Annotated in this window: 25 protein-coding genes and 1 pseudogene; 13 read left to right on the top strand and 13 right to left on the bottom strand. The window is 68.3% G+C overall.

Annotated features, from left to right (window positions below):
* Positions 1 to 124: 124 nt before the first annotated feature.
* Complete coding sequence (locus tag ACZ5IK_RS23390; RefSeq protein ID WP_465489586.1) at positions 125 to 802, top strand: hypothetical protein; 678 nt, start codon at positions 125 to 127, stop codon at positions 800 to 802.
* Positions 803 to 844: 42 nt separating this feature from the next.
* Positions 845 to 1,348: a hypothetical protein gene (locus ACZ5IK_RS23385; protein ID WP_465489585.1), complete on the top strand. Its 504-nt coding sequence runs from the start codon at positions 845 to 847 to the stop codon at positions 1,346 to 1,348.
* Between the two features lie 42 nt (positions 1,349 to 1,390).
* On the opposite strand, the gene ACZ5IK_RS23380 is transcribed toward ACZ5IK_RS23385, so the two are convergent.
* From ACZ5IK_RS23380 to ACZ5IK_RS23365, 4 genes are read right to left on the bottom strand one after another with little or no spacing between them, the layout of a single operon-like run.
* A complete protein-coding gene (locus tag ACZ5IK_RS23380) occupies positions 1,391 to 1,924 on the bottom strand; it encodes a hypothetical protein (RefSeq protein WP_465489584.1) in 534 nt (177 codons plus the stop codon).
* Complete coding sequence (locus ACZ5IK_RS23375) at positions 1,888 to 3,585, bottom strand: tetratricopeptide repeat protein (protein ID WP_465489583.1); 1,698 nt, start codon at positions 3,583 to 3,585, stop codon at positions 1,888 to 1,890. Before ACZ5IK_RS23375 ends, ACZ5IK_RS23380 begins: the two co-directional genes overlap by 37 nt.
* Positions 3,586 to 4,497 (bottom strand): hypothetical protein, encoded by a 912-nt coding sequence (locus ACZ5IK_RS23370; protein ID WP_465489582.1) that lies wholly within the window; start codon positions 4,495 to 4,497, stop codon positions 3,586 to 3,588. It lies immediately after the preceding gene.
* A 4-nt stretch (positions 4,498 to 4,501) separates the two neighbouring features.
* On the bottom strand, positions 4,502 to 4,849 hold the full coding sequence (locus ACZ5IK_RS23365) for a hypothetical protein (protein ID WP_465489581.1): 348 nt from the start codon (positions 4,847 to 4,849) through the stop codon (positions 4,502 to 4,504).
* 235 nt (positions 4,850 to 5,084) lie between these two features.
* Between ACZ5IK_RS23365 and ACZ5IK_RS23360 the strand changes: the two genes are divergently transcribed.
* Together ACZ5IK_RS23360 and ACZ5IK_RS23355 are read left to right on the top strand one after the other, a co-directional pair.
* Complete coding sequence (locus ACZ5IK_RS23360) at positions 5,085 to 6,893, top strand: WD40 repeat domain-containing protein (RefSeq protein WP_465489580.1); 1,809 nt, start codon at positions 5,085 to 5,087, stop codon at positions 6,891 to 6,893.
* 13 nt (positions 6,894 to 6,906) lie between these two features.
* Positions 6,907 to 10,191 carry a CHAT domain-containing protein gene (locus ACZ5IK_RS23355; RefSeq protein ID WP_465489579.1) on the top strand — a complete coding sequence of 1,095 codons (3,285 nt, stop codon included), beginning with the start codon at positions 6,907 to 6,909 and terminating at the stop codon, positions 10,189 to 10,191.
* Between the two features lie 111 nt (positions 10,192 to 10,302).
* Here ACZ5IK_RS23355 and ligD (ACZ5IK_RS23350) read toward each other — a convergent pair.
* Positions 10,303 to 10,767: pseudogene (ligD, locus tag ACZ5IK_RS23350) on the bottom strand (non-homologous end-joining DNA ligase LigD).
* Positions 10,768 to 10,877: 110 nt separating this feature from the next.
* Here ligD (ACZ5IK_RS23350) and ACZ5IK_RS23345 point away from each other — a divergent pair.
* Positions 10,878 to 11,489, top strand: a complete 612-nt coding sequence (locus ACZ5IK_RS23345) for a site-specific integrase (protein ID WP_465489578.1) — start codon at positions 10,878 to 10,880, stop codon at positions 11,487 to 11,489.
* Between the two features lie 120 nt (positions 11,490 to 11,609).
* Here ACZ5IK_RS23345 and ACZ5IK_RS23340 read toward each other — a convergent pair whose 3' ends face one another.
* The 3 genes from ACZ5IK_RS23340 to ACZ5IK_RS23330 all read right to left on the bottom strand — a co-directional run bounded on the left by ACZ5IK_RS23340 (position 11,610) and on the right by ACZ5IK_RS23330 (position 16,215).
* Positions 11,610 to 12,416 (bottom strand): hypothetical protein, encoded by an 807-nt coding sequence (locus tag ACZ5IK_RS23340; protein WP_465489577.1) that lies wholly within the window; start codon positions 12,414 to 12,416, stop codon positions 11,610 to 11,612.
* Positions 12,417 to 12,752: 336 nt separating this feature from the next.
* Positions 12,753 to 14,825, bottom strand: a complete 2,073-nt coding sequence (gene ligD, locus ACZ5IK_RS23335; protein ID WP_465489576.1) for a DNA ligase D — start codon at positions 14,823 to 14,825, stop codon at positions 12,753 to 12,755.
* 967 nt (positions 14,826 to 15,792) lie between these two features.
* On the bottom strand, positions 15,793 to 16,215 hold the full coding sequence (locus ACZ5IK_RS23330) for a hypothetical protein (protein WP_465489575.1): 423 nt from the start codon (positions 16,213 to 16,215) through the stop codon (positions 15,793 to 15,795).
* A 46-nt stretch (positions 16,216 to 16,261) separates the two neighbouring features.
* Here ACZ5IK_RS23330 and ACZ5IK_RS23325 point away from each other — a divergent pair, with 46 nt between their 5' ends.
* Positions 16,262 to 16,432: a hypothetical protein gene (locus ACZ5IK_RS23325; protein WP_465489574.1), complete on the top strand. Its 171-nt coding sequence runs from the start codon at positions 16,262 to 16,264 to the stop codon at positions 16,430 to 16,432.
* Positions 16,433 to 16,481: 49 nt separating this feature from the next.
* Here ACZ5IK_RS23325 and ACZ5IK_RS23320 read toward each other — a convergent pair whose 3' ends face one another.
* The 4 genes from ACZ5IK_RS23320 to ACZ5IK_RS23305 form a co-directional block, all read right to left on the bottom strand.
* Positions 16,482 to 16,826, bottom strand: coding sequence for a hypothetical protein (locus tag ACZ5IK_RS23320; protein WP_465489573.1), 345 nt, complete (start codon positions 16,824 to 16,826; stop codon positions 16,482 to 16,484).
* Between the two features lie 199 nt (positions 16,827 to 17,025).
* A complete protein-coding gene (locus ACZ5IK_RS23315; protein ID WP_465489572.1) occupies positions 17,026 to 18,099 on the bottom strand; it encodes a hypothetical protein in 1,074 nt (357 codons plus the stop codon).
* A 100-nt stretch (positions 18,100 to 18,199) separates the two neighbouring features.
* Positions 18,200 to 18,355, bottom strand: a complete 156-nt coding sequence (locus ACZ5IK_RS23310) for a hypothetical protein (protein ID WP_465489571.1) — start codon at positions 18,353 to 18,355, stop codon at positions 18,200 to 18,202.
* 239 nt (positions 18,356 to 18,594) lie between these two features.
* Positions 18,595 to 19,386, bottom strand: coding sequence for a competence protein CoiA family protein (locus tag ACZ5IK_RS23305; protein ID WP_465489570.1), 792 nt, complete (start codon positions 19,384 to 19,386; stop codon positions 18,595 to 18,597).
* A 245-nt stretch (positions 19,387 to 19,631) separates the two neighbouring features.
* On the opposite strand from ACZ5IK_RS23305, the gene ACZ5IK_RS23300 reads away from it, so the two are divergent.
* The 4 genes from ACZ5IK_RS23300 (at position 19,632) to ACZ5IK_RS23285 (ending at position 21,890) form a co-directional block, all read left to right on the top strand.
* The gene (locus ACZ5IK_RS23300; RefSeq protein WP_465489569.1) at positions 19,632 to 20,186 is read left to right on the top strand and encodes a GntR family transcriptional regulator; all 555 of its coding nucleotides are present in this window, start codon (positions 19,632 to 19,634) and stop codon (positions 20,184 to 20,186) included.
* The gene (locus tag ACZ5IK_RS23295) at positions 20,186 to 21,013 is read left to right on the top strand and encodes a hypothetical protein (protein ID WP_465489568.1); all 828 of its coding nucleotides are present in this window, start codon (positions 20,186 to 20,188) and stop codon (positions 21,011 to 21,013) included. Before ACZ5IK_RS23300 ends, ACZ5IK_RS23295 begins: the two co-directional genes overlap by 1 nt.
* Entirely contained in the window at positions 21,010 to 21,372 is a 363-nt protein-coding gene (locus ACZ5IK_RS23290) for a hypothetical protein (protein WP_465489567.1), read from the top strand. Before ACZ5IK_RS23295 ends, ACZ5IK_RS23290 begins: the two co-directional genes overlap by 4 nt.
* A 299-nt stretch (positions 21,373 to 21,671) precedes the next feature.
* A complete protein-coding gene (locus ACZ5IK_RS23285; protein WP_465489566.1) occupies positions 21,672 to 21,890 on the top strand; it encodes a hypothetical protein in 219 nt (72 codons plus the stop codon).
* A gap of 68 nt (positions 21,891 to 21,958) precedes the next feature.
* Here the strand turns inward: ACZ5IK_RS23285 and ACZ5IK_RS23280 are convergent, their stop codons facing one another.
* On the bottom strand, positions 21,959 to 22,153 hold the full coding sequence (locus ACZ5IK_RS23280; RefSeq protein WP_465489565.1) for a hypothetical protein: 195 nt from the start codon (positions 22,151 to 22,153) through the stop codon (positions 21,959 to 21,961).
* Between the two features lie 44 nt (positions 22,154 to 22,197).
* Here ACZ5IK_RS23280 and ACZ5IK_RS23275 point away from each other — a divergent pair, with 44 nt between their 5' ends.
* From ACZ5IK_RS23275 to ACZ5IK_RS23265, 3 genes are all read left to right on the top strand, one after another.
* The gene (locus ACZ5IK_RS23275; RefSeq protein ID WP_465489564.1) at positions 22,198 to 22,407 is read left to right on the top strand and encodes a hypothetical protein; all 210 of its coding nucleotides are present in this window, start codon (positions 22,198 to 22,200) and stop codon (positions 22,405 to 22,407) included.
* Positions 22,391 to 22,744, top strand: coding sequence for a hypothetical protein (locus ACZ5IK_RS23270; RefSeq protein WP_465489563.1), 354 nt, complete (start codon positions 22,391 to 22,393; stop codon positions 22,742 to 22,744). Before ACZ5IK_RS23275 ends, ACZ5IK_RS23270 begins: the two co-directional genes overlap by 17 nt.
* Before the next feature lie 121 nt (positions 22,745 to 22,865).
* The gene (locus ACZ5IK_RS23265) at positions 22,866 to 23,588 is read left to right on the top strand and encodes a hypothetical protein (protein WP_465489562.1); all 723 of its coding nucleotides are present in this window, start codon (positions 22,866 to 22,868) and stop codon (positions 23,586 to 23,588) included.
* The last annotated feature ends 322 nt before the right edge of the window (positions 23,589 to 23,910 follow it).

Here is a 23,910-nt window from a genome sequence, read left to right as displayed (position 1 = left end):
TCTATTGGACTTTTCTCAGCTTGAGAGCAGTGTCATGGCTAATGCGGGCGCGAAAGTCTTCAAAGTTGCCCGGTAATTGACGTAAATAGCTGCCGAGGTGGTGCGCTGTAGCTATATTGCGGGTATGCGGATCGAAGCTGTGCCGGTTCCCCAGGCGGTCACGACGCGCCCTCGTGATCCCCGGGGTGTGCGTGTCCCGGCGATCACGCATTGGAGTGAAGGTGTTCCGAAGTGGGCTGAGGCGTCCGGCAGTCGCCAGCTGTTGTGCGCGGTGCAGCGGCGGTGTTCGGTGTGCGGACGGCGGATGGGTGAGGGTGAGACTGAGTGGCATGCCGTGGGGACGTCGACGGCGAGGCGGGTCGCGTATGTCCTGCGCCGGGCTGGGGAGTTCGCGCAGCCGATCGTGACCCGTGAGGCGCCTGGGCACGAGGTGTGCATGGTGTACTCGGCGATCGTGTGCCCGTTCCTGTCATCGCCCGGCGGGCGCCGCCGGCATGACGGCGACGGGCTGGCGGCCGATGTGCGGGCCGGGGACCTGCGGGGTGAGGAGTCGGCGCTGGCCGGGTTCGCTCCGTACCGGTTGCGGTGGTGGCCGGACCGGCCGGATCTGGTGTTCACGCTGCAGCTGACCGAGCCCCGTGGGCTGTACCGATATCGCACAGGCGAGGAGCTGCTGGAGAGGTATCGAGAGCTCGTCGCGGCGGATTCGGTGCCGCAGGAGCCGGACCCGCCGTTCCTCGGCACCAACGACGACGACGCGCAAGCCGAGCTTGAGCGCGCGATCCGCCTGCCACTGTACTGAATTCAGGTCGTCCGGGATTCAGTACACCTGCAGGGTGGCCATGTGACAGAGAAACCGAAGAAGCCGACGAAGGCGACGAAGGCGACGAAGGCGACCGTCGAGGTAACGAACTTCGTGGGTGTACGGCGAAGTTTGATCGACGCGATGACGTATGACTTCCTGGTGACGGGATGCTCCGCGAGGACGGTGGCGGCTGCAGCGATGCCTGCTTTCGGTCGTGACCAGGTCATCGAGTATCTCGCCGCGCTGGCGTTGCGTGAATCGGCCAAGAAAGCGGTCGGCGAAGCCGGGTTGGCGTCCATAGTGGACACCAGTGTGTCCGGGATTGAGGCGCCGAGGGAAGCGCTGGTGGTGCTCAGCGGCAACGCCGAGGAGACGGCGGATTTCGCCGCCGTTCCTCGGCGGCTCCGGCAAGCCCTGCGCGACTTCGCGATCACTGTGACGGTGCGGGCGGTTGAGCACGACGAGGTCACCGATGACCTGGTCGATTCCCTGCTTCTGGAGGGCGAGCAAGTCCGTCTGGTCAAACGTGAGCCCCGGACGTGACCCGGCACGCGTGACTACGCGATGTGGTTGTGCGACACGGCTTCAGGTGGCGCGGTCCATGAGTACAGCTCCGGCCGAAACCGGGCTGATCGTTAGGCCTGCGGTGTCGATGACATATTCAGCCTCGTCGCGATCGGTGTTGCGGGCCAGCAGGCGTTCGGGTTCGACCAGCGCGGTCCAGATGGCGCCGGGGAGGCGGCCGCCGAATCCGCCAGCGGCATAGACGCGGGCGACCTGGCGGGAGTCGGTCCAGGACCAGTCTGCCCGGCGGTCGGCGACCGATCCGCGGTACAGGCGTAGCGGCCGGTTGGGCCGTGGGACGCGGCGTCCGTCGTGCGTGTATCCGGCGGCGGTGAACAGTGTCTGCCAGCGGTCGTGGCCGAGTGCGAGATCGGGTCGTTTGGCGTTCGCCCAGGCGAGCCCGACGAAGCCGCTCAGGTCGTGGTCGGTGATGAGCCGGTGCCGGTGCAGGACGTCGAGCAGGATCGGCATGTCGTCGCCGGGTACCCGGTACACCGCGACGGCGAGCTGATCACGGGTCAGGACGGCGCCGCGGTCGATGAGATAAGTGGCCAAGGGGACGACATCAAGGATGACAGGGATGCCGAGGTCGGCGTGTGGCTCACGTGATGGTCCCGCGGTGTCGTGGAGAAGATGTCCGTCGGGCATTGGTGTGCGCTGCCGAGGTTCGAGAGGTAGTTGAGGCGGTCCGGGTGACCCGCTGGGGCGCAGGCGATGGCCGCCGTGCCGAGTTCGATCGACCGCTCGAGGTCGGCGGGTCGCTGCTGCACGCCGAACCGGATGAAGTACGACGCGCCCAGGTTCGACAGCATGCCCGCTCGTCCCGGTTGATCATCCGTTCCGATGCCGATGGCACGTTCGGCGAGGTCGATCGCACGGTCCAGGTCTTCCCTGACGCCTGCTCGTTCGAACCGTGTGCGGTAGCAGTCGGCCAGGTTGGACATCCGCTCGGCTCGCTCGCGGTTGTCGACCTGACTCAATTCGACGGCTTCTTCGCCCAGTTCGATGGCCCGGTCCAGGTCGGTGTGCACACCGGTCCGGGTGAACCGCGACTCGTAGCCGCCGCACAGGTTGGTGAGCACGACCGCGCGATCGACGGTGCCGACCGGGGTCAGTACCAGGGCGGCCTCACTGGCTTCGATGCCGCTGTCGAGGTCGGCCAGGTTGCCGGTGATGGTGAAGCGGTTCTGCAGGCAACCTCCCAGGTTCCCGAGCACGATGCGGTATTCCGGCTGGTCCTCGCGCAGGCCCGTGATGGCTTCCTGGCCGAACCGAATGGCGTCGTCCAGTGCCTGCGGGTCGCCGTCCTGCTGGAAGCGCAGGCGCAGCGAGTTCGCCAAGATGGCCAGGGCTCGCAGCTGGTCGTCTCCTGCGGGCAGCCGGTCGATTGCCGTGTGTCCGTGGAGGATTGCCTGGTCTAGGTCGTTGCGATGACCGCTCCGCAGGAAGCGCTCGTAGTATGCGCTGGTCAGGTTGGGCAGCATGACGGCGTGCTCTGGCTTCTTGGTGGGGATCGCGTCAGCGGCGCGCTGGAACGCCTTGACCGCGTTGTCGAGGTCGTCGGCGCCTGCCCGGTATTTGTGGCTGATCAGGTGTGAAGTGCCCAGGTTCGACAGGTGCAAGGGCCAGTCGGCGTCTCGCCGGCTGGTGTCCTCGACGGCGGCTTCGCCAAGGGCCAGGGCTTTGTCCAGGTGTGCGGTGACGCCGGTCCGTTCGAAAACGAGGCGGTGCGCGATCCCGCCCGTGCTCAGACGCGAAGCCCGGTGACGATGCTTGGCGGGGGTCGCGGCCAGCGCGGTGTCGAGCAGGCGTGTCCCCAAGTCGAGAACCACCGGTTCGGTCGTAGCGAGGGCGTATCTGATGAGGCCCGTGGCGAACTCCGCTTGCGTGTCCGGCTTCGCGGAGGACCCGACGAGGTTCTTGAGCGCGTCAGGCAGGCCTGCTGTGTCCTGAGCGATCTGCTCGAAGAAGTGTACCGACCGGACCAGGTCCAGGTAGTTCGTCTCGGTCGGATCCAGGGCGAACCGGGCGAAGTGGAACCAGCCGAGGGTGGTCCGGGAGCGGAGGTGGGCGTCGGTGGTCGGCGGGTCCGCGCCGGCGAGTCGTGCCGCCAAGTCGTCGGCGGTATTGGCGGTGATCTCGTTGTGGTCGCCTGTTCTCCGGTGGTTCTCGATGCGTGTCCGGAGAGCGTGGTCCACCTCGTCGAAGGATGTCATTCAACGTCCTTTGCGGAAGAGGGCGGTCAACTGTTCGCCTTCGGTCGTGGTCAGCGGGCCCGCGGTGTCGGCGGAGGAAACGCCGAGTGCGACGGCGAGGGTGCGGCCGTGAAGGTCGAGTGTGGCCTCTGACAGAGCGGCGAGATCTTTGACGGCGCTGCGGCCCCGGGCCCAGCCGACGAGTCCGAGGGCGGTCGCGACGGCTGCTGACGGCCACCAGATCGCGGTCAGCAGCAGGTAGGGCCATGCCCAGGCGCCCGTGGCAACAGCCGCCGCGAAGGCGGTGTGGGCTTGGGTGATCTCGGTGCGGGTCGGTTCGGGGAGGAGCAGCCACAGACGAGGCCACCCGAAGGTCAGGTCGAGCCTGTAGCGATTGTGCGCTATCACCTCGACACTGTGCATGCGGTCGCCCATCCACGTCGGCCGTCCGGGCCTGGCGAGGGCCAGGTGGTTCAGCCGGGCTGCGACCGCGTTGAGCTCGTCTTGCTGAGCCGCCGTCCGGCTGGCCTGGGGGTAGGCGGTCTGAAGTCGTTGACGTTCCGTGACGAGATGCACCCAGCGCCTCTCACGGCGTGAGGTAAGGCGTCGCCGCAGCGGCGCGATAGGCCGCGGCCAGGTGCCGAGCCAGATCGTTCTGGTAATTCCGGCGAGTGCCTGCACAGCCAGCCCGATCCCGGTCGCCGCAAGCAGCAGTGCCACGACGAGAACGCCCTGCGTCGCGCCGGACAGCTGGGACAGGCTAGTGGTGGTGCCTCTGAACCGATCGCCGATCACAGCCCAGTCCAGAGCGTGATCGTGGCCGAGGGTGAGCCCGAGCCAGCCCAAGACGAAGAACAGCGCTCCGGGCAGCATCAGCAGCGTGACCCAGCGTTCTGCGAGCTTCTTCGCCAGCTCCTGGAAGAAGTTGCCCATCGCGTCAGGCTCGCTTCATCGATCGCCGCAGCAGATCGCATTGGGGGACCGCGCCGCCGGGTTCGGGCGAGCTGGTCCGACCGCACACGTCGTCGGGACAGACGTAGCGTTCCTCATCTGGCTGGCCGGGTCCGATTCCGGGCAGGGCCGTGGGGAACGACCGCACGGTCTCGGCGCGGGTGGTGCCCAGTAATTGTTCGAGCAACTCCAGAATCGGTTGGCGGTCGGCCGCTGCCCGGACTATCCGGTCGAACAGTTGCCGCTTCTCCTCAGAAAGGTATTCCCGTTCCGCGCGAAGCCCCTTCAATTCTGCGCAGAAGTTGGCTAAGGCCAATTGTTCGGCCGCTTCCACGGGTCTCCTCCCGGTCGATGGACGTGTCGTCAGTGAATCGGTGCAGTCCGGACTTCCGTAACAGCCCGGCAGACGGCAGTGAGCGCCGAGCGCACCGACCTGCTCGGATGCGAGCGCCGGGGTATTACACCGAGGACGGCGGCGCGCATGGGACGGCTCGGCCTCGTCCCGAGGGAATCGGCAACCATTAGGCTCGGGTCGTGACGGGCGGTGAACGTGCGCTGGGGGAGAGCTGATGGAGATCAGCCGGGCAGAAGTCGATGAGAACGGGTCGGCACACCCGGTCATGCAGTGGGCGCTGACCGATCGCGGTCCGATGGACGAGCAGGTGCACATCCAGGTCGGCACGCTGGCGACCGGGTACTACGTGGACCACACGGGGAACGGCCGCCGACCGTTCCCGGACAAAAACGCCGCCTGGGAGGCGATAAAGGACCTGATGCGCCGACACCGCGGGAGGTGGCGCGAAGTCGAGCGCGACCACGCACCGTTCGAGGAGCTGCGTTCGCCGGACGGGTCCCGGGTGGTCTACGACACCGGTGGCAATTGCCTGTTCGGGCACTGGGGCGACGACAAGGACAAGCGGTGGGACGGGTACCTGGACGCGCTGTCCCGCGGCCACACCTTCCGCCGGACCGAGATGCACACACTGCTGGGCGGCCGCATCGAAGCGGTCACGTATACCGATCCCGACACTGGAGTCGAGCGGCACGCTGTGGTGACTGCGGTGGACCCTGGCTCGGACTATCGCGTCGTCGACTACCTCGTCCGCGATGTCGCGGACGATGCCTATGAGAAGGAGGTGCGCGACCACTTGGATGCGGAGTTGCCCTACCGGTCGAGTGACCTACCCGAGATCCCCGTCAAGCGCGATTCGCCTCTTCCGGCCGGCCTGATGATGCGGGACGACGGCACGGTGATGGTCGAAGACGACCGCGGGTACCTATACGGCGCACCGCCGAGCAGGATCACCTGGCCCCGTACGCCGCCTGTCGTGGCCACCGGACGCGTGCGCGGGATGACGGCTTTCCGCGACTGGGGACCGGGCGAGGCGCGGGTCGAGGACGTCACTCCGGCGGTGTGGCGGAGCGGGGCTCCGGACCTGCGAGCCAACGCCTTGGTACTCCTGGCGCTCGCGGATGGGAGAGTGTTGCTTGCCTCCGCGCACGACGGCGCGGCACGCGTGTGGAGCGCCCGGGACGGCTCGGCCATGCGTGATGTGGTCGGGCACAGCGAATGGGTCCTGTCGGTCGCGCTGCTCACGCTCGAAGACGGTCAGGTCGTGCTGGCCACCGGGGGGAAGGACGGACTGGCTCGGTTGTGGGCGGTGCGCGAGGATCGGCCGGTGGTGGAGATCGAGGCGCACCGCTCGCCGGTCAACACTGTCGCGTGGGTCTGCCCACCGGATGAGATCCCCTGGCTGGTCACCGGCAGCGACGATGCGACCGTGCGGGTGTGGGACCCGGACACTCAGCGCGAGATCGCTGTGCTGAAAGTCGGACAACCCGGAATTGATCTCGTCTGGTCGGTCGCCGCCACGGTGTTGGCCGACGGACACGTGTGTGTCGTGGTGGGGGCCAACGACAGCATGACCACTTCGGTACATGTGTGGGACGTGACCGATGAGAAGACGCTGCATAGGTTCACGGTCGATCAGGACGACGCGTCCATCCGGGGGCCACAGGTAGCCGTGGTGACGTTAATAGACCAGTCGTTCCGGGTCGCGGTTTCGGTGGGCGCCACCGTGCGGGTGTGGGACGGGCTGACGGGCGACGTCGTGCGGACGTTGTCCTTGCCGGGCGCGCGCGAGTCGGCGGTGGCGATGGCGGTGCTGCCCGACCTCCGGGCGGCTGTCGCGGCGACGGACGGCGGTTGCACGGTCGTCTGGGACGCAGAATCCGGGGCAGAATTGGCCACGGTGACGAGCGGGCAGGCGGATTTCCCGTACGCCGTCGCCCTTGCGGCCAGGCCGGACGGCGGATTGCTGCTGGCGGTGAGCCGCCGAGGCGACGCGCCGGCGCGGTTGCTGCGGCTCGATCTCTGAGAGGTAGCCGGCGATGCCGATCGACGAGCAGATCGAACGCGTACGGGACTGGCTGACGTCCGGCGCCCCGCTATTCGGGCTGGACGCGAACGCCGAGTCCACAGCACTGTGGCAGACCGTGCGCTCGGTCGACCCCGGCACCGCTCCGTCGCCGCTCGCCCGGCAACTCGACAGGGCCAATGCCCTGCTGGGGCGGTTCCACCACCTGCGCTACCAGGCGCGGCGCGAGCCCGTGGACCTGGCGAAGGCCGTGGTGTGCCTGGAGATCGTCGCCGACGACCACAGTCACGTGCCGCCGGAGCTGGGAGCCCTGGTCGGCCGCTTCACCGATCCGGAGGAACAGGCGCGTGCCGGAACCGCCTTGCTCACGGCCTCCCTGTCGGATCCGGAGAAGGCGTTGCTGGACGCGGGTATCCAGCTTGTGACGCCGTCAGCGCCGGGCCGAGCGGACCTGTTGTACGGTCTGTGCCTGGCCTACCGGCGCCGTTACGAGCGGTCCGGATCGATCGACGATCTCGAACACGCCATCGAGACCGGTGAGCAGGCCGCGACGCTCGCGCCGGACGCCGATACGAGCACTCACCTGGCTGAGGCATACCGGTGCCGCTACGCCCTGCATGCCGATCTCCAGGACTTGCAGCGAGTGATCGACCTGTTCGAACACGTGGTGCGCGCGGACGAGGGGGTGTCGTCGAAGCTGGCCGCGGCCTACCGGCTCCGCTACGACCGGACCGGCGAGGCTGAGACACTGAACCGAGCGGTGGCCTACGCCGAGCGGGGAGCGGACACCATCGAATTGAGCGTCACGTTGTTGCGCCGCTTCCGCCGTGACAGCTCATTGCCGGACCTGCTGCGGGCGGCCGCGCTGGCCGCCGATGTGCACGTGGTGGACACGGAGAACGCAGCTGAGGTCGCCGCGGTGTTCCTGGCGAAGCACGAGTACGACGGTGAGTGGGCGGACCTCGAACGCGCGGTGCGTCTCGGCGAGCAGGCCCTGGCCACGATCCGGGAAGACGACCCCCGGAGGTCGGAGTTACTGCGCATGGCCGCGGTGGCCCGGCATCGCCGTCATCTGAGCGCGGGGGCCGAAGCGGACCTGGAGCGCGCGACCACCATGGCGAGGTGGGCCTACGACAGCGTCTCAGCACACCAGCCCGGTCGTGCCGAGACGGCGGTGGCGCTCGCCACGATCCACCTGACCCGGCACGCCCGCAACGGCGTGCTCGCCGAACTTGAACGCGCAATGGAGCTGGCGGAAAGCGTCGTGATCGGCGGCTGCCCGCCGGAGTGGACGGCGACTCTCAGCCGTGCTCTGCACTCCCGCTTCCTGGTCACCACGACCATGTCGGACCTGAACCGCGCCATCGAGCTCGGTGAACGCGCGGTGTCCGAGACCGCCGACACCGACGTGGCCCTGCCGGCCCGCCGCACCGATCTAGCCACTGCGTACCGCACCCGCTGCGGCGCGAGCGCGGCCCCGGATTCGGCGGACCTGAGCCGGGCGGTTGAGCTAGGCACCCAGGCCGTGAACAACACGCCAGAGGAGCACGTCGACCTGCCGTGGCGCCTGTCGGCAGTGGCCGAGACCCGTCTAGGCCGGTACCGGGTGGAGGGGGACGTCTCGGATCTAGACAAAGCCGTGGAGTTGAGTGAGCGCGCCTGGCGCGCCACTGGCCCGCACGGCGCAGGGCACCCCGCTGGTGTCCGATTGGCCGCTGTTTTCGCCGGTGTGATGCTCACGCGGGTGGAAAGCGGCGGGGAGGTCGAGCGGGAAGTGTTGCAGGCACTCGTGCGGGACGTCCTCGAGTCACGCGCAGCGGCTCCCGTCGACCAGGTAGCAGGACGGCACGCGGTGGGTGAACTCGCCCTGGCCGGCGGGCAGGCGGAGCTCGCGGTGCAGGTGCTGGACTCGGCAATCGCCCTGCTGCCGTCCTTGCCACCACGGGAGTCCGGCTGGGTGGACCGGCAGCAGCGATCGGGAGGCCAGCTCGGCCTGGTCGCAGCAGCGGTGTCGGCGCATTGCATCACCGGTGACCCGGTGGGTGCGATCGAGAGCGCGGAACTGGGTCGCGGGCTGCTGCTGGCCGCCGAAGCGAACACACGTGTCGACCTCGCCGAACTGCGCGAACGGCAACCACGGGTGGCCGACCGGTTCGAGTGGGTGTGCGAGCGGCTCAACACGCCCGGCTTCCCCGTCGACGAGCGGAAGCGGTGGTGGACCGACTACGACGCCCTGCTGCACGAGATTCGTGCCTTACCCGGCTTCCAGGAGTTCCTCGCCGCACCACGGGCGCACGACCTGCGACCGGACGCGGGCACGACGGTGCTCGTCAACGCGGACAGGCACGGCGGACACGCGGTCCTCGTCCGATCCGACGCCGACCCGATGACGATCGCGCTACCCGACCTGCGCGACGTAGACGACCGGGTGGAGGCGCTACTGAACGTGGTCGCGGACGGGACGATGACCGGCATGTTGCGCCGTCAGCGGATCGTGCCGGAAATACTCGCGTGGCTGTGGGACGCGGTTGTCGAACCAGTACTGCATGCATTGCCCCCGTCCGACACTCCACATCGGGTGTGGTGGGCGCCGACCGGCGTACTCGGCCTTCTGCCCCTGCATGCCGCCGGCCGCCCGGGGAAGCCCGGCGCCCTTGACGCGATGGTGTCGTCCTTTATCCCATCCTTGCGCGGATTGCGCGATGCCCGTCGGCGGCCACCGGCCCAGGCGCGCTGCGGGCTGGTCGTGGCGATGCGGCACACCCCCGGTCATTCCGATTTGCCCGGCGTCGCAGCCGAAGCGGAGTCGCTGCCCGGCACCCCACTGCGCGACGCGGACGCCGTCGCCGGCGACGTTCTGGCCGCCCTGACCACGTCGACCTGGGCGCATTTCGCGTGCCACGCCGTCACCGACCCGGTCTCGCCGTCCGAAGGTGGGCTGCTCCTGCACGACCGGGTCCTGCGGCTACCAGAGATCGGCGGCCTGCGCCTGACCGGAGCAGAATTGGCTTACCTGTCCGCATGCTCCACCGCCAATTACGGAATCCGCCACGCCGATGAAGTACTTCACCTCGCATCGGCATTCCAACTCGCCGGATTCCGGCACGTGGTCGCCACACTGTGGCCACTCGACGACAAGATCGCGGCCGAAGCCGCGCAGGCGTTCTACCGCCGCTTGCCTGATACACCTGTCGCCGACGACGCAGCGACGATCCTGCACCATGTCACCCGCGACCTGCGCGCCGACCATGACGACCGCCCGGACCTCTGGGCAGCCCTCGTCCACAGTGGCCCCTGATCGGCCACACTGCTTGAGCAGCGATTTCAGCGACCGCGAACATCCGGAGTGGACTCCTGAGCCGATCCTCGGCCATCCACGGGAGAGTCGATCCGGTCCGCGTCGGATGCGTCAGGTCGTCGGGCCGCGCGCAGGGCGGCAGCAGTGCACGATCGTGGTTCCCGGGCCGGGGTCGAGGTCGAACACCAGCCGGTCCGGCGACCGCCGGCCGCCGACTGTATCGATGGTCCATTGTGGAACGTGGAGTTCGAGGGCGGCCATGTTGGCCGCTTATACCACGGCGGCGAGTTCGTCCAGAAGCGCGTAGGTGATCGGTTTGCCCGAGCCGCGTGAGCCGCTGTGGGCGATCCGGACGGCGGGGAGCCATGCGGGTGCGCTGTGCGGGACGTTCTTCTCGAAGAACTGTTGCCCGTCGACCCCGTCGGGGAAGCGGATGAACGTCACCGGGCGCCCGGCCACATGCGGCAGCAGAACCGGGGCGATGCGGGAGTAGTAGTTGACTGTTGACCGGACTGAAGCGCGACACGCCGAGCTTCCCAACTCGCTGGTGACGATCGGCGGGTAGACCTCACACACCTTGATCAGAAAGGTGTGTGCGTGTGTTGGAGAGTGGTCGCGTTGTCGCGGAGGTTCAGGTCCGTGAGTGGGGCCGTGTGGTTCGGTCGGCAGGCCCGGCTTCGTGGCTGGTGGTCGACGACGACGGGGTGCCCGTCGAGCCGATCCGCCGGTTCCTGGCCGACTTGGTCGCCAGGGATTTGAGTCAAGCTTCGGTGCGGAGTTACGCCTATGCCTTGTGGCGGTGGTTGCGAGCGGTCGAGGTCAGTTGGGACCAGGCGACCCAGCTGAGGCACGTGATCTGGTGCTGTGGCTGCGACAGGCCCACCAAACCCGGCCCGGCGGCGGCGGCCGCTGGGCCGGTATGCGCGATCAACCCGATTACCGGCAAACGATTTCCGGGCGCCGGCTACGAGCTTCGCACGATCCGGCACTCGAACGCGGTCGTGCGCGCGTTCTACGTGTACTGGATCGACAAGGGCACCCGGGCTAGGCAGTGGCTGCCAGCGAGCAGCGAGGCGTTTGTGTGGCTGCGGCTGTACTTAGCTGATCTTGGCGAGCCGCTGCAGCCAAACGATTCGGTCTGGTGGACGTTGCGCCGGCGAGACCGCGGTGACGGGTTGCGTCGGCATCCGATGAACTATGAGGCGTTACGGGCGGTCTGGCGCCGCGTCAACATAGTGCTTGGCACGAACTGGACGATGCACGATCTGCGACACCGCTGGGCTACGGATGTTGCGTGATGCGAGCCTGTCGTTGAGGGACGTGCAGGTCATCCTCGGGCACGCGCACCTGTCGACCACCGCCGACATTTACACCGTCGAGGCCGAGTCACAGATCGTGCGCCGTGTTCGGGAGCATCTTCAGCAGCGGCGGCCTCGGCCGGGGCGGGTGCCGGCGGTGCGGGCGGTGATCGACAACGCCAGCGGGTGGCCCCCGCACAGCCCGATCAGCTCGTCCTCCGCCTCGGGTTCGGCGGCGACGCGGTCGGCGCCCAGGTGCGCGGCCAGCAGGCCGCGGGCCTCCTCGGGGGTCAGGACGTCCAGGGGCAGGTGGCGGGCGCCGTGCCGGTCGATCAGCGACGCCAGCCGGTGCCGGCCGGTGACCAGCACGGTGCAGGACGGCGAGCCGGGCAGCAGGGGTGCGACCTGGTCGCTGGTGGCGGCGTTGTCCAGCACGATGAGCATCTGCCGCCCGGCCACTAGGCTGCGGTAGAGCGTGGCCTGGGCGTCGAGGTCGGTGGGGATGCGGTCCGGGTCGACGCCCAGGGCTTCGAGGAACCCGCGCACCGCCGTCGCCGGCTGCACCGGTTCGTCGGTGGGGCTGAAGCCGTGCAGGTCGACGAAAAGCTGCCCGTCGGGAAACCGCTCCAGATGCCGGTATGCCCAGGCCAGGGCGAGCCAGGTCTTGCCGATGCCCCCGGCACCGCCGATCGCCGAGACCAGCACCGTCGTGCCCTGCCCCTGCGGTGTGACGGCGTGGGTCAGCGCGCGGTCCAGGCGGGCCAGTTCCGCGGTCCGGCCGGTGAACAGTCCCGGTGCGGCGGGCAGCTGCCGCGGGGTGGGCGGCGTGGGCGGTGGTGGCGGGTGCAGGTTCAGGTTGCCGTGCACCACGCCGACGGCGGCACCGTGGTCGGTGGCGACGAGGTCGCCGTGGATGTTCGTGGTCACCGCGGTGCCGGGGGTGGTGGCGGTGTGGGGCGGGTCGGGCGCCGACGCGGTGTGCCCGTGGTCCGCGTCGGCTAGCGGGGGTCGTGCGGCTGCTGCGCCGAAGGCGGTGGTGTGCCGATGGTGAGGTGGTCGCCGGTGGCCGCGCCGATGGTAATGGCGGGTCCGGAGCCGTGCACGTTGCCGGCGATCTGTACCCCGCACGGTCCGGGACCGTCGTGCCGAGAGTGTGTTTCGGGGCCGGTCGCCGCAGGGCCGGTCGACACCCGAGCAGGATTGCCGCCGAGTGGGCGCCGGTCCAGGAGGCGATCAGCGCGGTCGCCGGGCTTGCGTGTGTGGTTAGGGGAGAGCCGCTCGTGTGCTGTCGAGGTCGGCGAGTAGGTCTCCGTGGCTGTCGACGCGGTCAAGGACGTCGTCGGCGGTGAACATCAGCTGTCCCGGGCGGCGGCATGTGCGGATTTCGTCCCAGGTGATCGGGGTCGAGACGGTGGGGTGGTCGCGGCCGCGGAGGGAGTAGGGGGCGATGGTGGTTTTGGCGGGGTTGTTCTGGGACCAGTCGATGAATACCCGGCCGGTCCGCTGTGCTTTGGCCATCACTGCGGTCACTTGGTCTGGTGTTTCGCGGGCCAGGCGTTGGGCGAGTTTCTTGGCATACCCCGAGGGGGCGGCGGGATCGTCGGTGGTGATGGCGCAGGAGAGCTGCATGCCTTTCGACCCTGACGTTTTCGCCAGTGGCGTGAGGCCGTCGTCGGTGAGGTCGTCGTGGAGTCGTTCGGCGACGCGGCAGCACTGCACGATCGACGTGCCGGGCCCGGGAACGAGGTCGAACACCAGCAGGTCCAGCGGCCGCCGGGCCCCGGCCGCGTCGACGGTCCATTGGGGAATGTGGAGTTCGAGGGCGGCCAGGTTCGCCGCCCACACCAGGGCCGCGAGCTCGTCGAGCAACGCGTAGGTGATCGATTCGGCTGCGCCGCGTGTTCCGCTGCGCGCGATCTGGACGGTGGGCAGCCACGATGGGGCGCCGCGGGGGACGTTCTTCTCGAAGAACTGTTCACCGCCGACGCCGTCGGGGAACCGGATGAACGTCACCGGGCGCCCGGCCAGGTGTGGTAGCAGGATCGGGGCGATGCGGGAGTAGTAGTTGATCACCTCGCCCTTGGTGAACCCGGTCGGATACAAGGGTTTGTCCAGATTGGACAGTGTGAGCCGTCGGGCGCCCGCCTGGACGGTGATCTTCGCCCCGCCGAGTTCCCGCGCCGGGGGATGTTCCTCTGCTGTGGGTTTTGCCGTCTTGTGGTCGCTGGTGCGCGCTGCGACACGGGAGGACGTAGTGGTGCGGGGCTCGGCAACTGCTGAGTCCCGACGCCGCGGGGTCAGGACGTCGGTGGGTTGTTTGTCGTCCCGCAGGCCTCGCCAGGCGGTGTGTCGCAGGCGGCCGGCGCCGCGGGTGAATTGGCGGAACACGACCTCGCCGACGAGGGCCGGTTCCACCCAGTGCGCCCGGGCGGTGTCCGCGCGGGGTGGTGCCACCGCGAACGGGTGCCGGTTCCGTTCGAGGGTGTCGAGCCGGGTCTGCAGGCGGGCGCGTTCGGCTTCGGAGAACCCGGTGCCGACGTCTCCGATGTACACGAGGTCGCCGGTGTCCGGGTCGTGGGCGCCGAGCAGTAGTCCGCCCATCGTGCCGTGGAGGCGGCCTTGGCCGGGCCGGTACCCGCAGATGATCACTTCGGTCGTCTGGATCAAGGGGTGTTTGAGCCAGGCGTCGGTGCGTTTGCCGGGGGTGTAGGGCGCGCGGCGGTTCTTCGCGACGAGACCTTCGTGGCCGGTGGCGGCGACATGAGCGAGAAGATCCTCGGTGGTGCGGCGGTCGGCGTCGAGCTCGGTGAAGGGAAAGGCCCGCACCACGGCGACACGGTAGGGGTCCGGCATCGGCAACGCGGCCAGCTGCTGGCGTCGTTCGTCGTAGGGGGCGTGGAGCAGGGTGTCGTCGCCGAGTTGGAGCAGGTCGAAGGCCAGGAACCGGACGGGGAGGTCGTCGAAGGGTTCGTCGCGTTGCGCGGAGACGCGGTGGGTTTGGTAGCGGCCGCGGCGTTCCTGCAGAAGCCCGAAGTCGGGTCGCCCGGCGTCGTTGTAGACGACGATCTCCCCGTCCAGCACCGCAGCCTGGCCGTTGAGGGCCGGGGTGAGGATGCCGGTGAGGTCGGCGAACTCGGCGGTGAAGTCGATGCCGTTGCGGCTGGTCAACTGGGTGGTTCCGTCCGGGGCGATCTGCATCGCGGCGCGGTAGCCGTCGAGCTTGTACTCGTACATCCAGTCCGGGCCCTCACGCAGCCGGCCGCCGTCGGGCTTGGCCAGCATCGGCTCGACCCACCCGGGCACCAGGGACCTGCCACGGCGTGGCTTACCCGCCATCCCGCACCTCCCACGACCCAAGGGCGACGGGTTTCCGCCGCGGTCCTCATCGTCCCTCGAACGGCGCAGTCCCGCCTCTTGACTGTCCACATCGAACATCGTGTGACCAGCGTCGATGATCGATCTGGTGGTCATGTGAGTCCGTCGCGGACGCACTGTGCATGACCTCGGCCGGAGTGTGGTGGCGGCGGATCTGCTGGGATTGTCGGTGCTGGATGCGATGATCCGCGCGCCCGAGACTGCCTTGGGTTGGGTGGGTACCCGGCTGGGTGGCGGTGCTGACACCAGCGCCGCCACCCAGCGCCGGCGGCCCAACCGGCCGCCGGCGCTTCCACGGCGAGTACAACACTGTCGCGACCGGGATCGGGCATGACCAGGTCCCCGTTCTCGACGTGGGAGTGACAGCGTTTCTCGGCGAAGACGAGCCGGACGGTTGCGCCTCCGGCCTCTACCACTGCCCCCTCCGTTGGCTGCCCGAACAGGGCTTCGTGCATGACTGGGGTCCGGGCCTGAGCCAGGACCTCATGCGGAACGGCGCTGCGACCCGGTTGATGTCCATCGACCCGGACACCGTGATCGTGGTGTTCGGCGACTTCTACCGCGGCTACACCTCGGTAGACCCCTTTGTCACGATCGGGACGCAGGCTGGCTCCAGGAGCGGCATCGGCGCGGAGGAGGCTCGCCACGCCGGTGTACACCGTGATCACATCACGACCTGGGCAGGCCAGTCGGCGAGATCCAGCCACCGCCAGTTCACGACGGGGGAGAGCCGCCCTTCCACAACACCGGGCACCCGGCGTGCACACGCCGGCGGCCCGGGGCCTGATCGGAGATCCTTCGGCCGCGCCATCACGGTGGCGCGGAGAGCAGACCCCGCAGGGCGAACTGGCCTCCGCGGCACAACACCTGGGACAGGGCCTCTCGACGATCTCCCCGCAGAGCCGGTAGCTGGGAAGGCTCGCGAGCGCTACTTGTACAAGGTCTGGACGTTCGTGAAGGTGATGTCGTCTGTGGTGGTGTCCGGGTTGAACCGGAAGACGACGTTGTCCGCGCCCCCGGCGCGCATCGTGAAGGTCGCCGTCATCGTCGCCGATGTGCCCGCGATGAGCTGCTCCGGCAGGCCGGTGAAGTCGCCCTTCTGAACGGCCGGGTCCGTCGCCTTGGCGTGGTTGCGGCCGTAGAGCAACTCTGCACGGACCTTGCCCTTCGCCGTCGGGAAGATGAACGTCGCGCTGCCGACATTCGTGATCTCGGTAGTGATGGTGACCAGGACGCTCTCGGTCGGGCCGGAGTCGTAGCCTTTCGAATCCACGGTCTCGGACTTCGCGGAGACGATCCTGACCTTCAAGCCGTTGGACAAGGTGGCGGTCAGCCGGATACGGCCCGACACCGTGCTGCTCCACCACAGCCCGAATCGCCCGGAAAACATCCGCGTCGTGGATCTGCTGCGCGGCCGGCTCCAGCTCGCGCAGCAACTGGTCCAGCCACGCGGTGTCCTCTCCGGCCTCTGCGCGCCGCTCGCGCTCGATCCACGTGTTCGCCAGCAGCTCGGCGGCCTGGACTGCCACTTGGGCGAGGATCCGCCGCGTTCGGCCTCATCCAGGTAGTCCAGGCTGCGCCTGACTCGCCGAGCTGTCCAGCACAGGTTCTGGCTCGCTATCGCCAAGCATCAGGCCGCTGTTCGTGCAGCGTGACGCCGAGCCGTTCGAGCTCGTCGGCAAGGGTGCTGCCCTCCGGCGCCTGCCCGGTCAGTGTCCAAGCCACCGACCCCTCCCCGAATCCGCTGGTGCGGACGTCGGCGAGCACTCGCCCGATCATGGCGGGCAGCTGGGCGTCTTTGCCCTCGATGTCGGATTCGCGGTCTCGGAAGATGACCCACAGCTCGGGAGTCAGCTCCTCGGGTGTCCATTCCTGTGGCTCCGCCAGCTTCTCTGCTACCCACGCCTCGTCCAGCACGATGCGGTGCAGCTCAGTGCGGATCACCGTCTTAGTGGTCTTCATGGCCAAACCGTGGCCGGAACGAGCACGACCGCAAACGTCCCAACCCACAGTCGACCCACACTCGGCCCACGCCTCTTGCCGAAACCGGGCGTGGCCAGGTGAACTCGCCCTCACCTTCAAGGTCGTCACCCTGGCCCTCTACTGAGGGCATCGCGAACAAGGTGTCGTGAGTTCCCCGCGCTGACGCAGACCGGGCGTATCACGCTCCGGCGGTAACGCCGCGGTGCTCGGCCTCACTGCGGACCAGCTCCCACATCTCTAGCGCCGTCACGTGCTCATCGCTGAAAGTCTCGCTGGCGCCGTTCTGCGGCATCTCCGCTTTGGACATGAACGGTGGTAGACCTCGGTCGTGGCGCAGATGCCGCAGAACCGCTTGCTCGATCTGTCGCGCCTGCTCACCGGTAGGACAGGGCAGCAACTTGAACGTCTCCCAGCCGTACCGACGCAGGATCGTTTTGCGGTCACGTTGAGCACGCTTGCCGTGAATGCCGATCTTCACGGCGCCGGCCCGCTCGTTGATCATCACGTATACGTAGCCCGGTCCGGAGTAGTCGATCCCCTGCTTGTTGCAGAACCGGCAGCCGTGGCCGCGCCGCACGCTCTTGTAGGTCGGAGTGCTGGGGTTTCCGCACTTCGTGTGCAGGCATGACCACCGGTTTCGGGGGCCCGGAAACGCCTCCGAGGGCGTCCAGCCTTTGGATTTCATGTACGCCACCGCATCGGCTGGATCCAAAGCCCTGCCCGAGCAGTACCTACAGCCTGTTCCTTGGCGGCGACGGGAGCGCAGGTTGGTCAGCGCCGGTTCTACCAGCTTGCCGCACTGGCCGTGAAGGCTCGGCCAGGGCTCGTTGGCGCCGGGGTATGGCACGGTCGGGCTCGGCTCGAACCCGTACTCGCGCATCTCCGCGAGGGCGCTCTCAGGGGTGATCGCCTGCTTGCAGCCTGGGCAGGCACCACCCTGCTTGATGTCGGTGGCCAGGATCCTCACGTCGGTGTCGCAGTGAGTGCAATGGCACAACCACCTTGTGCGTCCGTTGACGTAGGGCTCCTTGGGAACTAGCCCCCTGGCCTTGACCGCGAGCACGTTCCTGCAGGCCCGACAACCATGGCGACTGCGGACGTGCTTGGTGATTCGCGGCAACACGGACTCACAGGTGTCGCAACGGACTCGCCATGGCTTGTGGATGCTACCGGGGTAATCCTCTACCGGCGTTGCCCCCGCCGCCATCATGATCGCGGCGGCCTCCTCGGCCGTCAGCACAGCTGCCTTCATCCCACTCCTAGACCAAGATTGATCTCTATTGCGGTGTGACCATACGAGGCACCACCGACAAAACGCGCTGACAGCTGATCGTTACCGACGTCACCGCATGTCAGGGCCTGGCCACTTCGCCAAGCGGACGTCGGTGGGAGGCGTAGCTGGCCCAGGTCGCTCCGGCGAGGATGGCGTGGTCTTCGGCGCATTCGGCGGTGTAGCCGAGGGCTTGGGCGGCGACGGCGGGCGGCATCTCCAGGACCAGGCTGCGCATGGCGCCGAGCCGGGTGCCGAGCAGATTGATCCCGGACTTGGCCGGGCGACGAGCTTCCCGCTTTTAAGGAGATGGCGCGGTCTCTGGTGCTGAAGTAGTCACGGGAACGCCCGCCGCGATCCGGGCCGCCCACCCCGGCGAAATCCGGCCCCGCCGTCGCAGCATTCGCTCGACGTCGGGGCCGACCCTCTGCTCGTCTTCCGTTGTGACCGCCATGTACGAGTAGCGGTTCGGGTTCCTCACCGCTGTCGCCACGCCGAGCGGGTTCGCTCCGCGTGGACCGCCTCGACGTCGGTTCCGATGCGGTAGGCGCGGGCGCGTTCGTCGGCACGGATCCACCACCACGGGCGGGCGCCGAACCGTTGCTGCGGATGAGGAACAAGTTGCCCGCGCAGGATCGAGCGTGCGATCGCGTCGAGCGCGAGCCGGTCGACGTCGGCCCAGGTGCCGTGCTCGACACTGTCGTCGGTGGTGATGTGGTGTTTGCGGCGGCCGGAGATGACGGTCCAGCCGCGGTGACCGGTGTCGGGGTGTAGCGGGGTGGCCACGAGCGCGCCGTGAGGCCGATGCCAGTCGGCGTCACGGTCGCCGACGGCGATCCACACGCACTCGATGCCGTCGCGGCGGAAGCGGCCGGTGCGTTCGGCCGCCTGGCCCAGGGTCTGGGGGCTGAGCTGGATCATCCACGCGATCCGGCGGCCGTCCGCGGCGGTGGAGAGGACATCGGCGCGCCAGTCCGTGCCGCTATGTTCCGGTTCTGTGCGCCAGCCGCATTCGCGGCTGTACTGGGCGAGCGCGGTCGCGAGGTCGAGGTATTCGGTGCTGTCGCCGGCGAGTGGGCATCCGGCGCCGGTGGTGTGTGCGAAGAATCGGTGGCCGCGCGTCGTGAGAGTCGCTCGTACCGGGGTGCCGCAGAGACGGCAATTCGCGCTGGCGTGGGCCATGCTCTCGAACGAGACGCCAATTCCCCGGCCGGGCAAGGTCAGGTCGGCGATCCGACCGTCCGGTCCATACGATGCGGTCAAGGCCACGACGTCAGTATCCCTCGGTCCGCCGGCGACCGGTACGCGAGCCGGGCGCCGTCAGCGCCCCGACTCCCGCACGACAGAGCCGGGCTGCGCCGCGCACCCTGTCGTGCGGGAGCAGACGCAAGTCGCGCAGGGCGATCCGATTCCGCACGTCGGGCACTCCAGGCGTTGCTCGTGGCTCGGTCGAGCCGAAAACACCCTCACAGGTCCCTATTGCTCCTCATGAGGGGTAATAGTAAGCTATGTATATGTCCAAGTATCAGGAGATTGCCGACGAGCTCCGTGCTCGTATCGAGAACGGCGAGTACCCCGTGGGAAGCAGGCTCCCCGGTATTCCCGCACTGCAGGAAGAGTTCAGGGTGTCCGGTCTCAACACGATTCGGGCCGCCATCGGGATCCTGGTCGAGGAGGGAATGCTGGAAACCCGGCAGGGTGTGGGAACGACCGTCCTGCGCGCGACACCGGTGCACGCGGTGGACGTCAAGGCCGCCCTCACGCAGGCTCAGGGGCTGCTGGCCACCGCGCTCGCCGCGCTGGCCACCCCGCACAGCGTCACCCTCGACTTCGACGCCGAGGACGCCGACACCTGGTACGTCCTGTCCTGCGCTCTCCGGCACTGGCAGAACTTCCTGCAGGGCCGGGCCGACATCGCGCCGGATGCCGGGACCTTCAACGAGCGCTTGCGATTCGTGGCCATCGCCGATTCGCTCGCCGAACGTGTCGAAACGGCTGGTGGAGAAGCACTTCGTCAACGGCTGGGTTCCGGCTCGCCGCTGGATGCCGGGGGAAGGGACGTGGACTGATGACCTTGCACGCCCTGATCTCCCGACTGTCCGACACTGCATCCACCCTGCGGCTGGACGATGCGTTCGGCCTCGTCCTGGAAGTACGGATTCAGCACACGGCGGAGGAGCGGCACGCCGAAGCCGTGGCCGTGCTCGCCCGTCGCGGTTACACCGTCACCGGTCCCTGGACCGAGCTGAACAGGTTCGTGGCGTCCTGGAGCGCGCCCGCGATCGTGACGCAAGTGGATCTGTCCTGCGGGGAGTGCGACCGGCAGCTGATCACCGAAGATCCCGGCCGGGTCGTGTGCGGGAACGGCCAGTGCCCGGATTGCGGGATGGGTAAGGAAATTTGGATGGCGCAGCGTCGCCGGGTCGAGCGCGGCAAGGACTCTCCAGCGCCCGGTCCGGGATGGCCGCGCCCGGTGATGGACCGGGGCCCGCATCCGTGGGTGGTTCCGGTCAGCAACGGGAGGCCGTGGTGGCGGCTCACCGACGGAGAGCGGATGCTCGCCGCCCAGAACGTGTGGCGCTGTCAACTGTGCGGCGAGGAAATGCAGGATCGGGTGTGGGTCGTGCTCGACAGAGCCAGGGTCGTGACCAGCGCGGCGTTGCACCGGCGATGCCTCGACCTCGCTGTCGTGGTGTGCCCGCACCTGTCCGCCGCCGAGGGCTATCGCCACGCCGAGATCGTCCGGGACGGCGTGCTCGGCAACGGTCTCCCCTTGCCCGAGAGCGGCGCGGCCTGGTGGCAAACCTGGACCGTCCGCGACCCGCGAACCCACACGACCTCGGAGATACCGAACGCCGCGCCCGCCCGCATCACGAGGCACGGTGACGCCGGGTGAACGTCTGGACTCACGTCCTGGCGGTGGTCGTCGGCGCCGCCCGCCCAAACCACGACGCCCGCCAGCACTTCGGATCGTTGCTGGGTTTCAGCGGGCACTTCGACCGGGTGAAGCGCCTCGGCCTCGTCACCGAGGTCAGTGACCCGGCCGAAGACGCACCCGAGGCTGAATTGACCGACGCCGGACGGGAATTCGTGGAGGCCTTCGGGCTGCTCACGCTCCCGTTGGGTCGGGCCAACAGCTGGATCGGCCCGGCGGCGGACGCGCTGATCACCCCGGCCGCCGCCGAACTCGATCGTCGCTGGCATCTCCTGACCATTCACGCGACCGCGCGGAACGACGATCACGAGCCCAGCTGATTGCCCGTTCACCGGTCTGCTGCGCGACGCGGCTCGCCGGTCCGGAACGAGTGCCACGTAGAACTCGAATCGACGCTGGCCATCAGCCACTCCCGGTGGTTCTGCCGGGTGAGGAACAGTTGTCGGGGCCGCCCGCCCCGGTGCGTGCCTGCCCCGCGTCGGGAACCGTTACTCCACAAGGCTTCGGCTGTAGAGCGGCACCTACAGCGACTTCAACGGCCGGACCGGGGCGAGACACTGTGGCGGCCAGTCGGGCTATCGCTCGATCGTGGCCGGCGGCGACCTGGAACGCTTTCCTGGTGACGACATCCGAGGTTGCGGTCAACACCGACGTCTACGTCAGCAGTTTCAAGGCGGTGGAGTTCATCGGCCCCACTGACCAGGACGTGTTCGCCGCGGCCGCCGAGTGGCTCGAGGCTCAGGGGGACAAATTGATCATCCGGGCGGTGAACTACGACCATTACGCTCGCACCAACGAAAACGACTGCGCGCTCACTCTCATCTACGAGCCTGTGTAGCCATTCGGGGGGCCCGAGGTGTGCGTCACTACCGGTATCCGTTTGTTCTCGCTGTCCTCGCCGGGAGATCAGCTCATCACGGGCGGCTTGGCTTCATCGCCTGGATCGTCGAGACCGGGGTGAAAGCCGAGCGCGAGTTGATCGATCAGGCTGTGCGTGGTTACACCGGAGAGCGTCGCGAGCTGGGTCAGCAGCGTGAACGCGATCGATACAAGGCCACCGGTCAGGTAGTGCGCCGCATCGCCGGGGAAGCGCTCGTGCACATCGTCGATGTACTCGACGATCTCCGTCTTTCCTGGGCGGCCACGTGAAGCACAATCCGCTGCTGATCGTCAGTAAGCGCTTGGGGCACGCCGGCCCGGCGACGGCGTATGCCTACCTCGAGTTCACCGATGACCCGATGAACGCCGTCGACGCCGCGTTCAGCGAGTGGTCCGTGCTCGACGACGACACGTACGTCGAGATCGCCCGGCATATTCTCGCCTCGGGAGGTGCGGCTGATGCCTCGTCGCGGTGAATACCAGAGCACCTTCCCTGTTGAGGACCGGCAGGTCGAGCCGTCCCGGATCGGTGTCCGGGTCGTGCACGGTCCGGACGCGCGCGGCCAGACGCGGACGGTGCGGTTCGATCCGGCGCAGTGGCGGTGTGCCGGCCTGGCGGCGGAGCTGGCCGACGAATGGGTCGACTATCAAGACGCTGTCGGCCTGTCGGTCGGCCACGTCCAGTGCTACCGGCGGGCGATACGAGAGTTCTGCCAGTCGGTCGACGACCAGCTCGGGGTGCAGGCCGCGGCGGCGAGCCTGCCCGCCGGATCTACCGCTACTGATCTTCGGGGATGTCCGTCCGCCTCGTGACCCGATCGGTGGTTCGCCCGTTCGGCGGGCAACCTCGCGAGGGGGCCTGTGCGTGAATGGTCGGCTACACCATGTCGCCGCAGGTGACGTGGTTCGGTCCGGCAGCGAGGGGAATCGCAGGGTGGCGGAACGATGGGTGACGCTCGGAGACGGGCGGAAGGTTTTGATCAAGAGCAAGGCGGGGCCCGTGGTCGCGGCCGTCGCTGTCGTGGCGGTGGTCGCCGGCGGCGGGGGAGCGGCGGGCCTCGGCGCGTTCGGCGGCGCGGCGGGCGAGGCCGGTGCCGGTGCGGCGTCGGAAGCGCTCGCGGGCAACACCGGCGGTGTGGCGGACTCGCTGCCAGGCCGGTCGATGAAGACCCGGCGCACGGAAAGCAGGGAGTCCGCGAAACGGGGGCGGACCGAGGAGGCGCTGAGTCGTCTTCGGCTCAAGAAGCTGCGGCGGGAGGTCGAGCGCGGAACGAACTGCGTGGCGGCGGCCTCGGACCAGGTGCGGGAGTTCCTGGTCCGGACGTCGTGCGCGTCGATGGAGCGGATGCTGCTGGCCGTCGGCGACGGCCAGGGCAACGCCGCGGTCGTCTCCGTCGTCCGCGTCGGGTTCAAGACGAAGAAGGACGCGACCGCGTTCAAGAAAATCGAGGACGTGCACGGCAGTGGCGACGTCCGGCCGCTCGACATCGCCGCGGTTCTCGGCATAGCCGGCGTGAAGATGACGGGCCTGCACTACCACGCCCGCCCGGACCGCAACGCGATCGTCGTCGCCGAAGCCGACACCGCGCGCGGCCGCGTCGACCGGGAAACTCTCGACGCGCTCGCCGACGTCGGCACCTACCTCCCGACCACCTGAGCCGGACCGGCCGTCGTCGACAGGTTCGCGAGCTGATCGCGGCCGGGGTGATACTGGTCGCGACGTGCTGGCCCGGTGAGCACAGCAAGCGCGCGGCGTTGTCCGAGGGAGGTCGGCGAGACCCGTATGCCAAAGACCGGCGACCGAGGGCATCAAGGTCGAGATCCCCTACGTGGAGGTCGCCGAACTGTGCGCGGAGTTCGACATCGACTGGGGCAGCGTGGTGGAGGACTAGATGAGTAAGTCCAAGGGGTGGGTGTCTGGAGACGTGAAGCGAGGGTGTCGATGTACGGGTTGTGACGACCGACATTGACACCCTCGC

The organism is Amycolatopsis sp. NPDC031561 (genome assembly GCF_055580625.1).
This window is presented reverse-complemented; position numbering and strand designations above follow the sequence as displayed.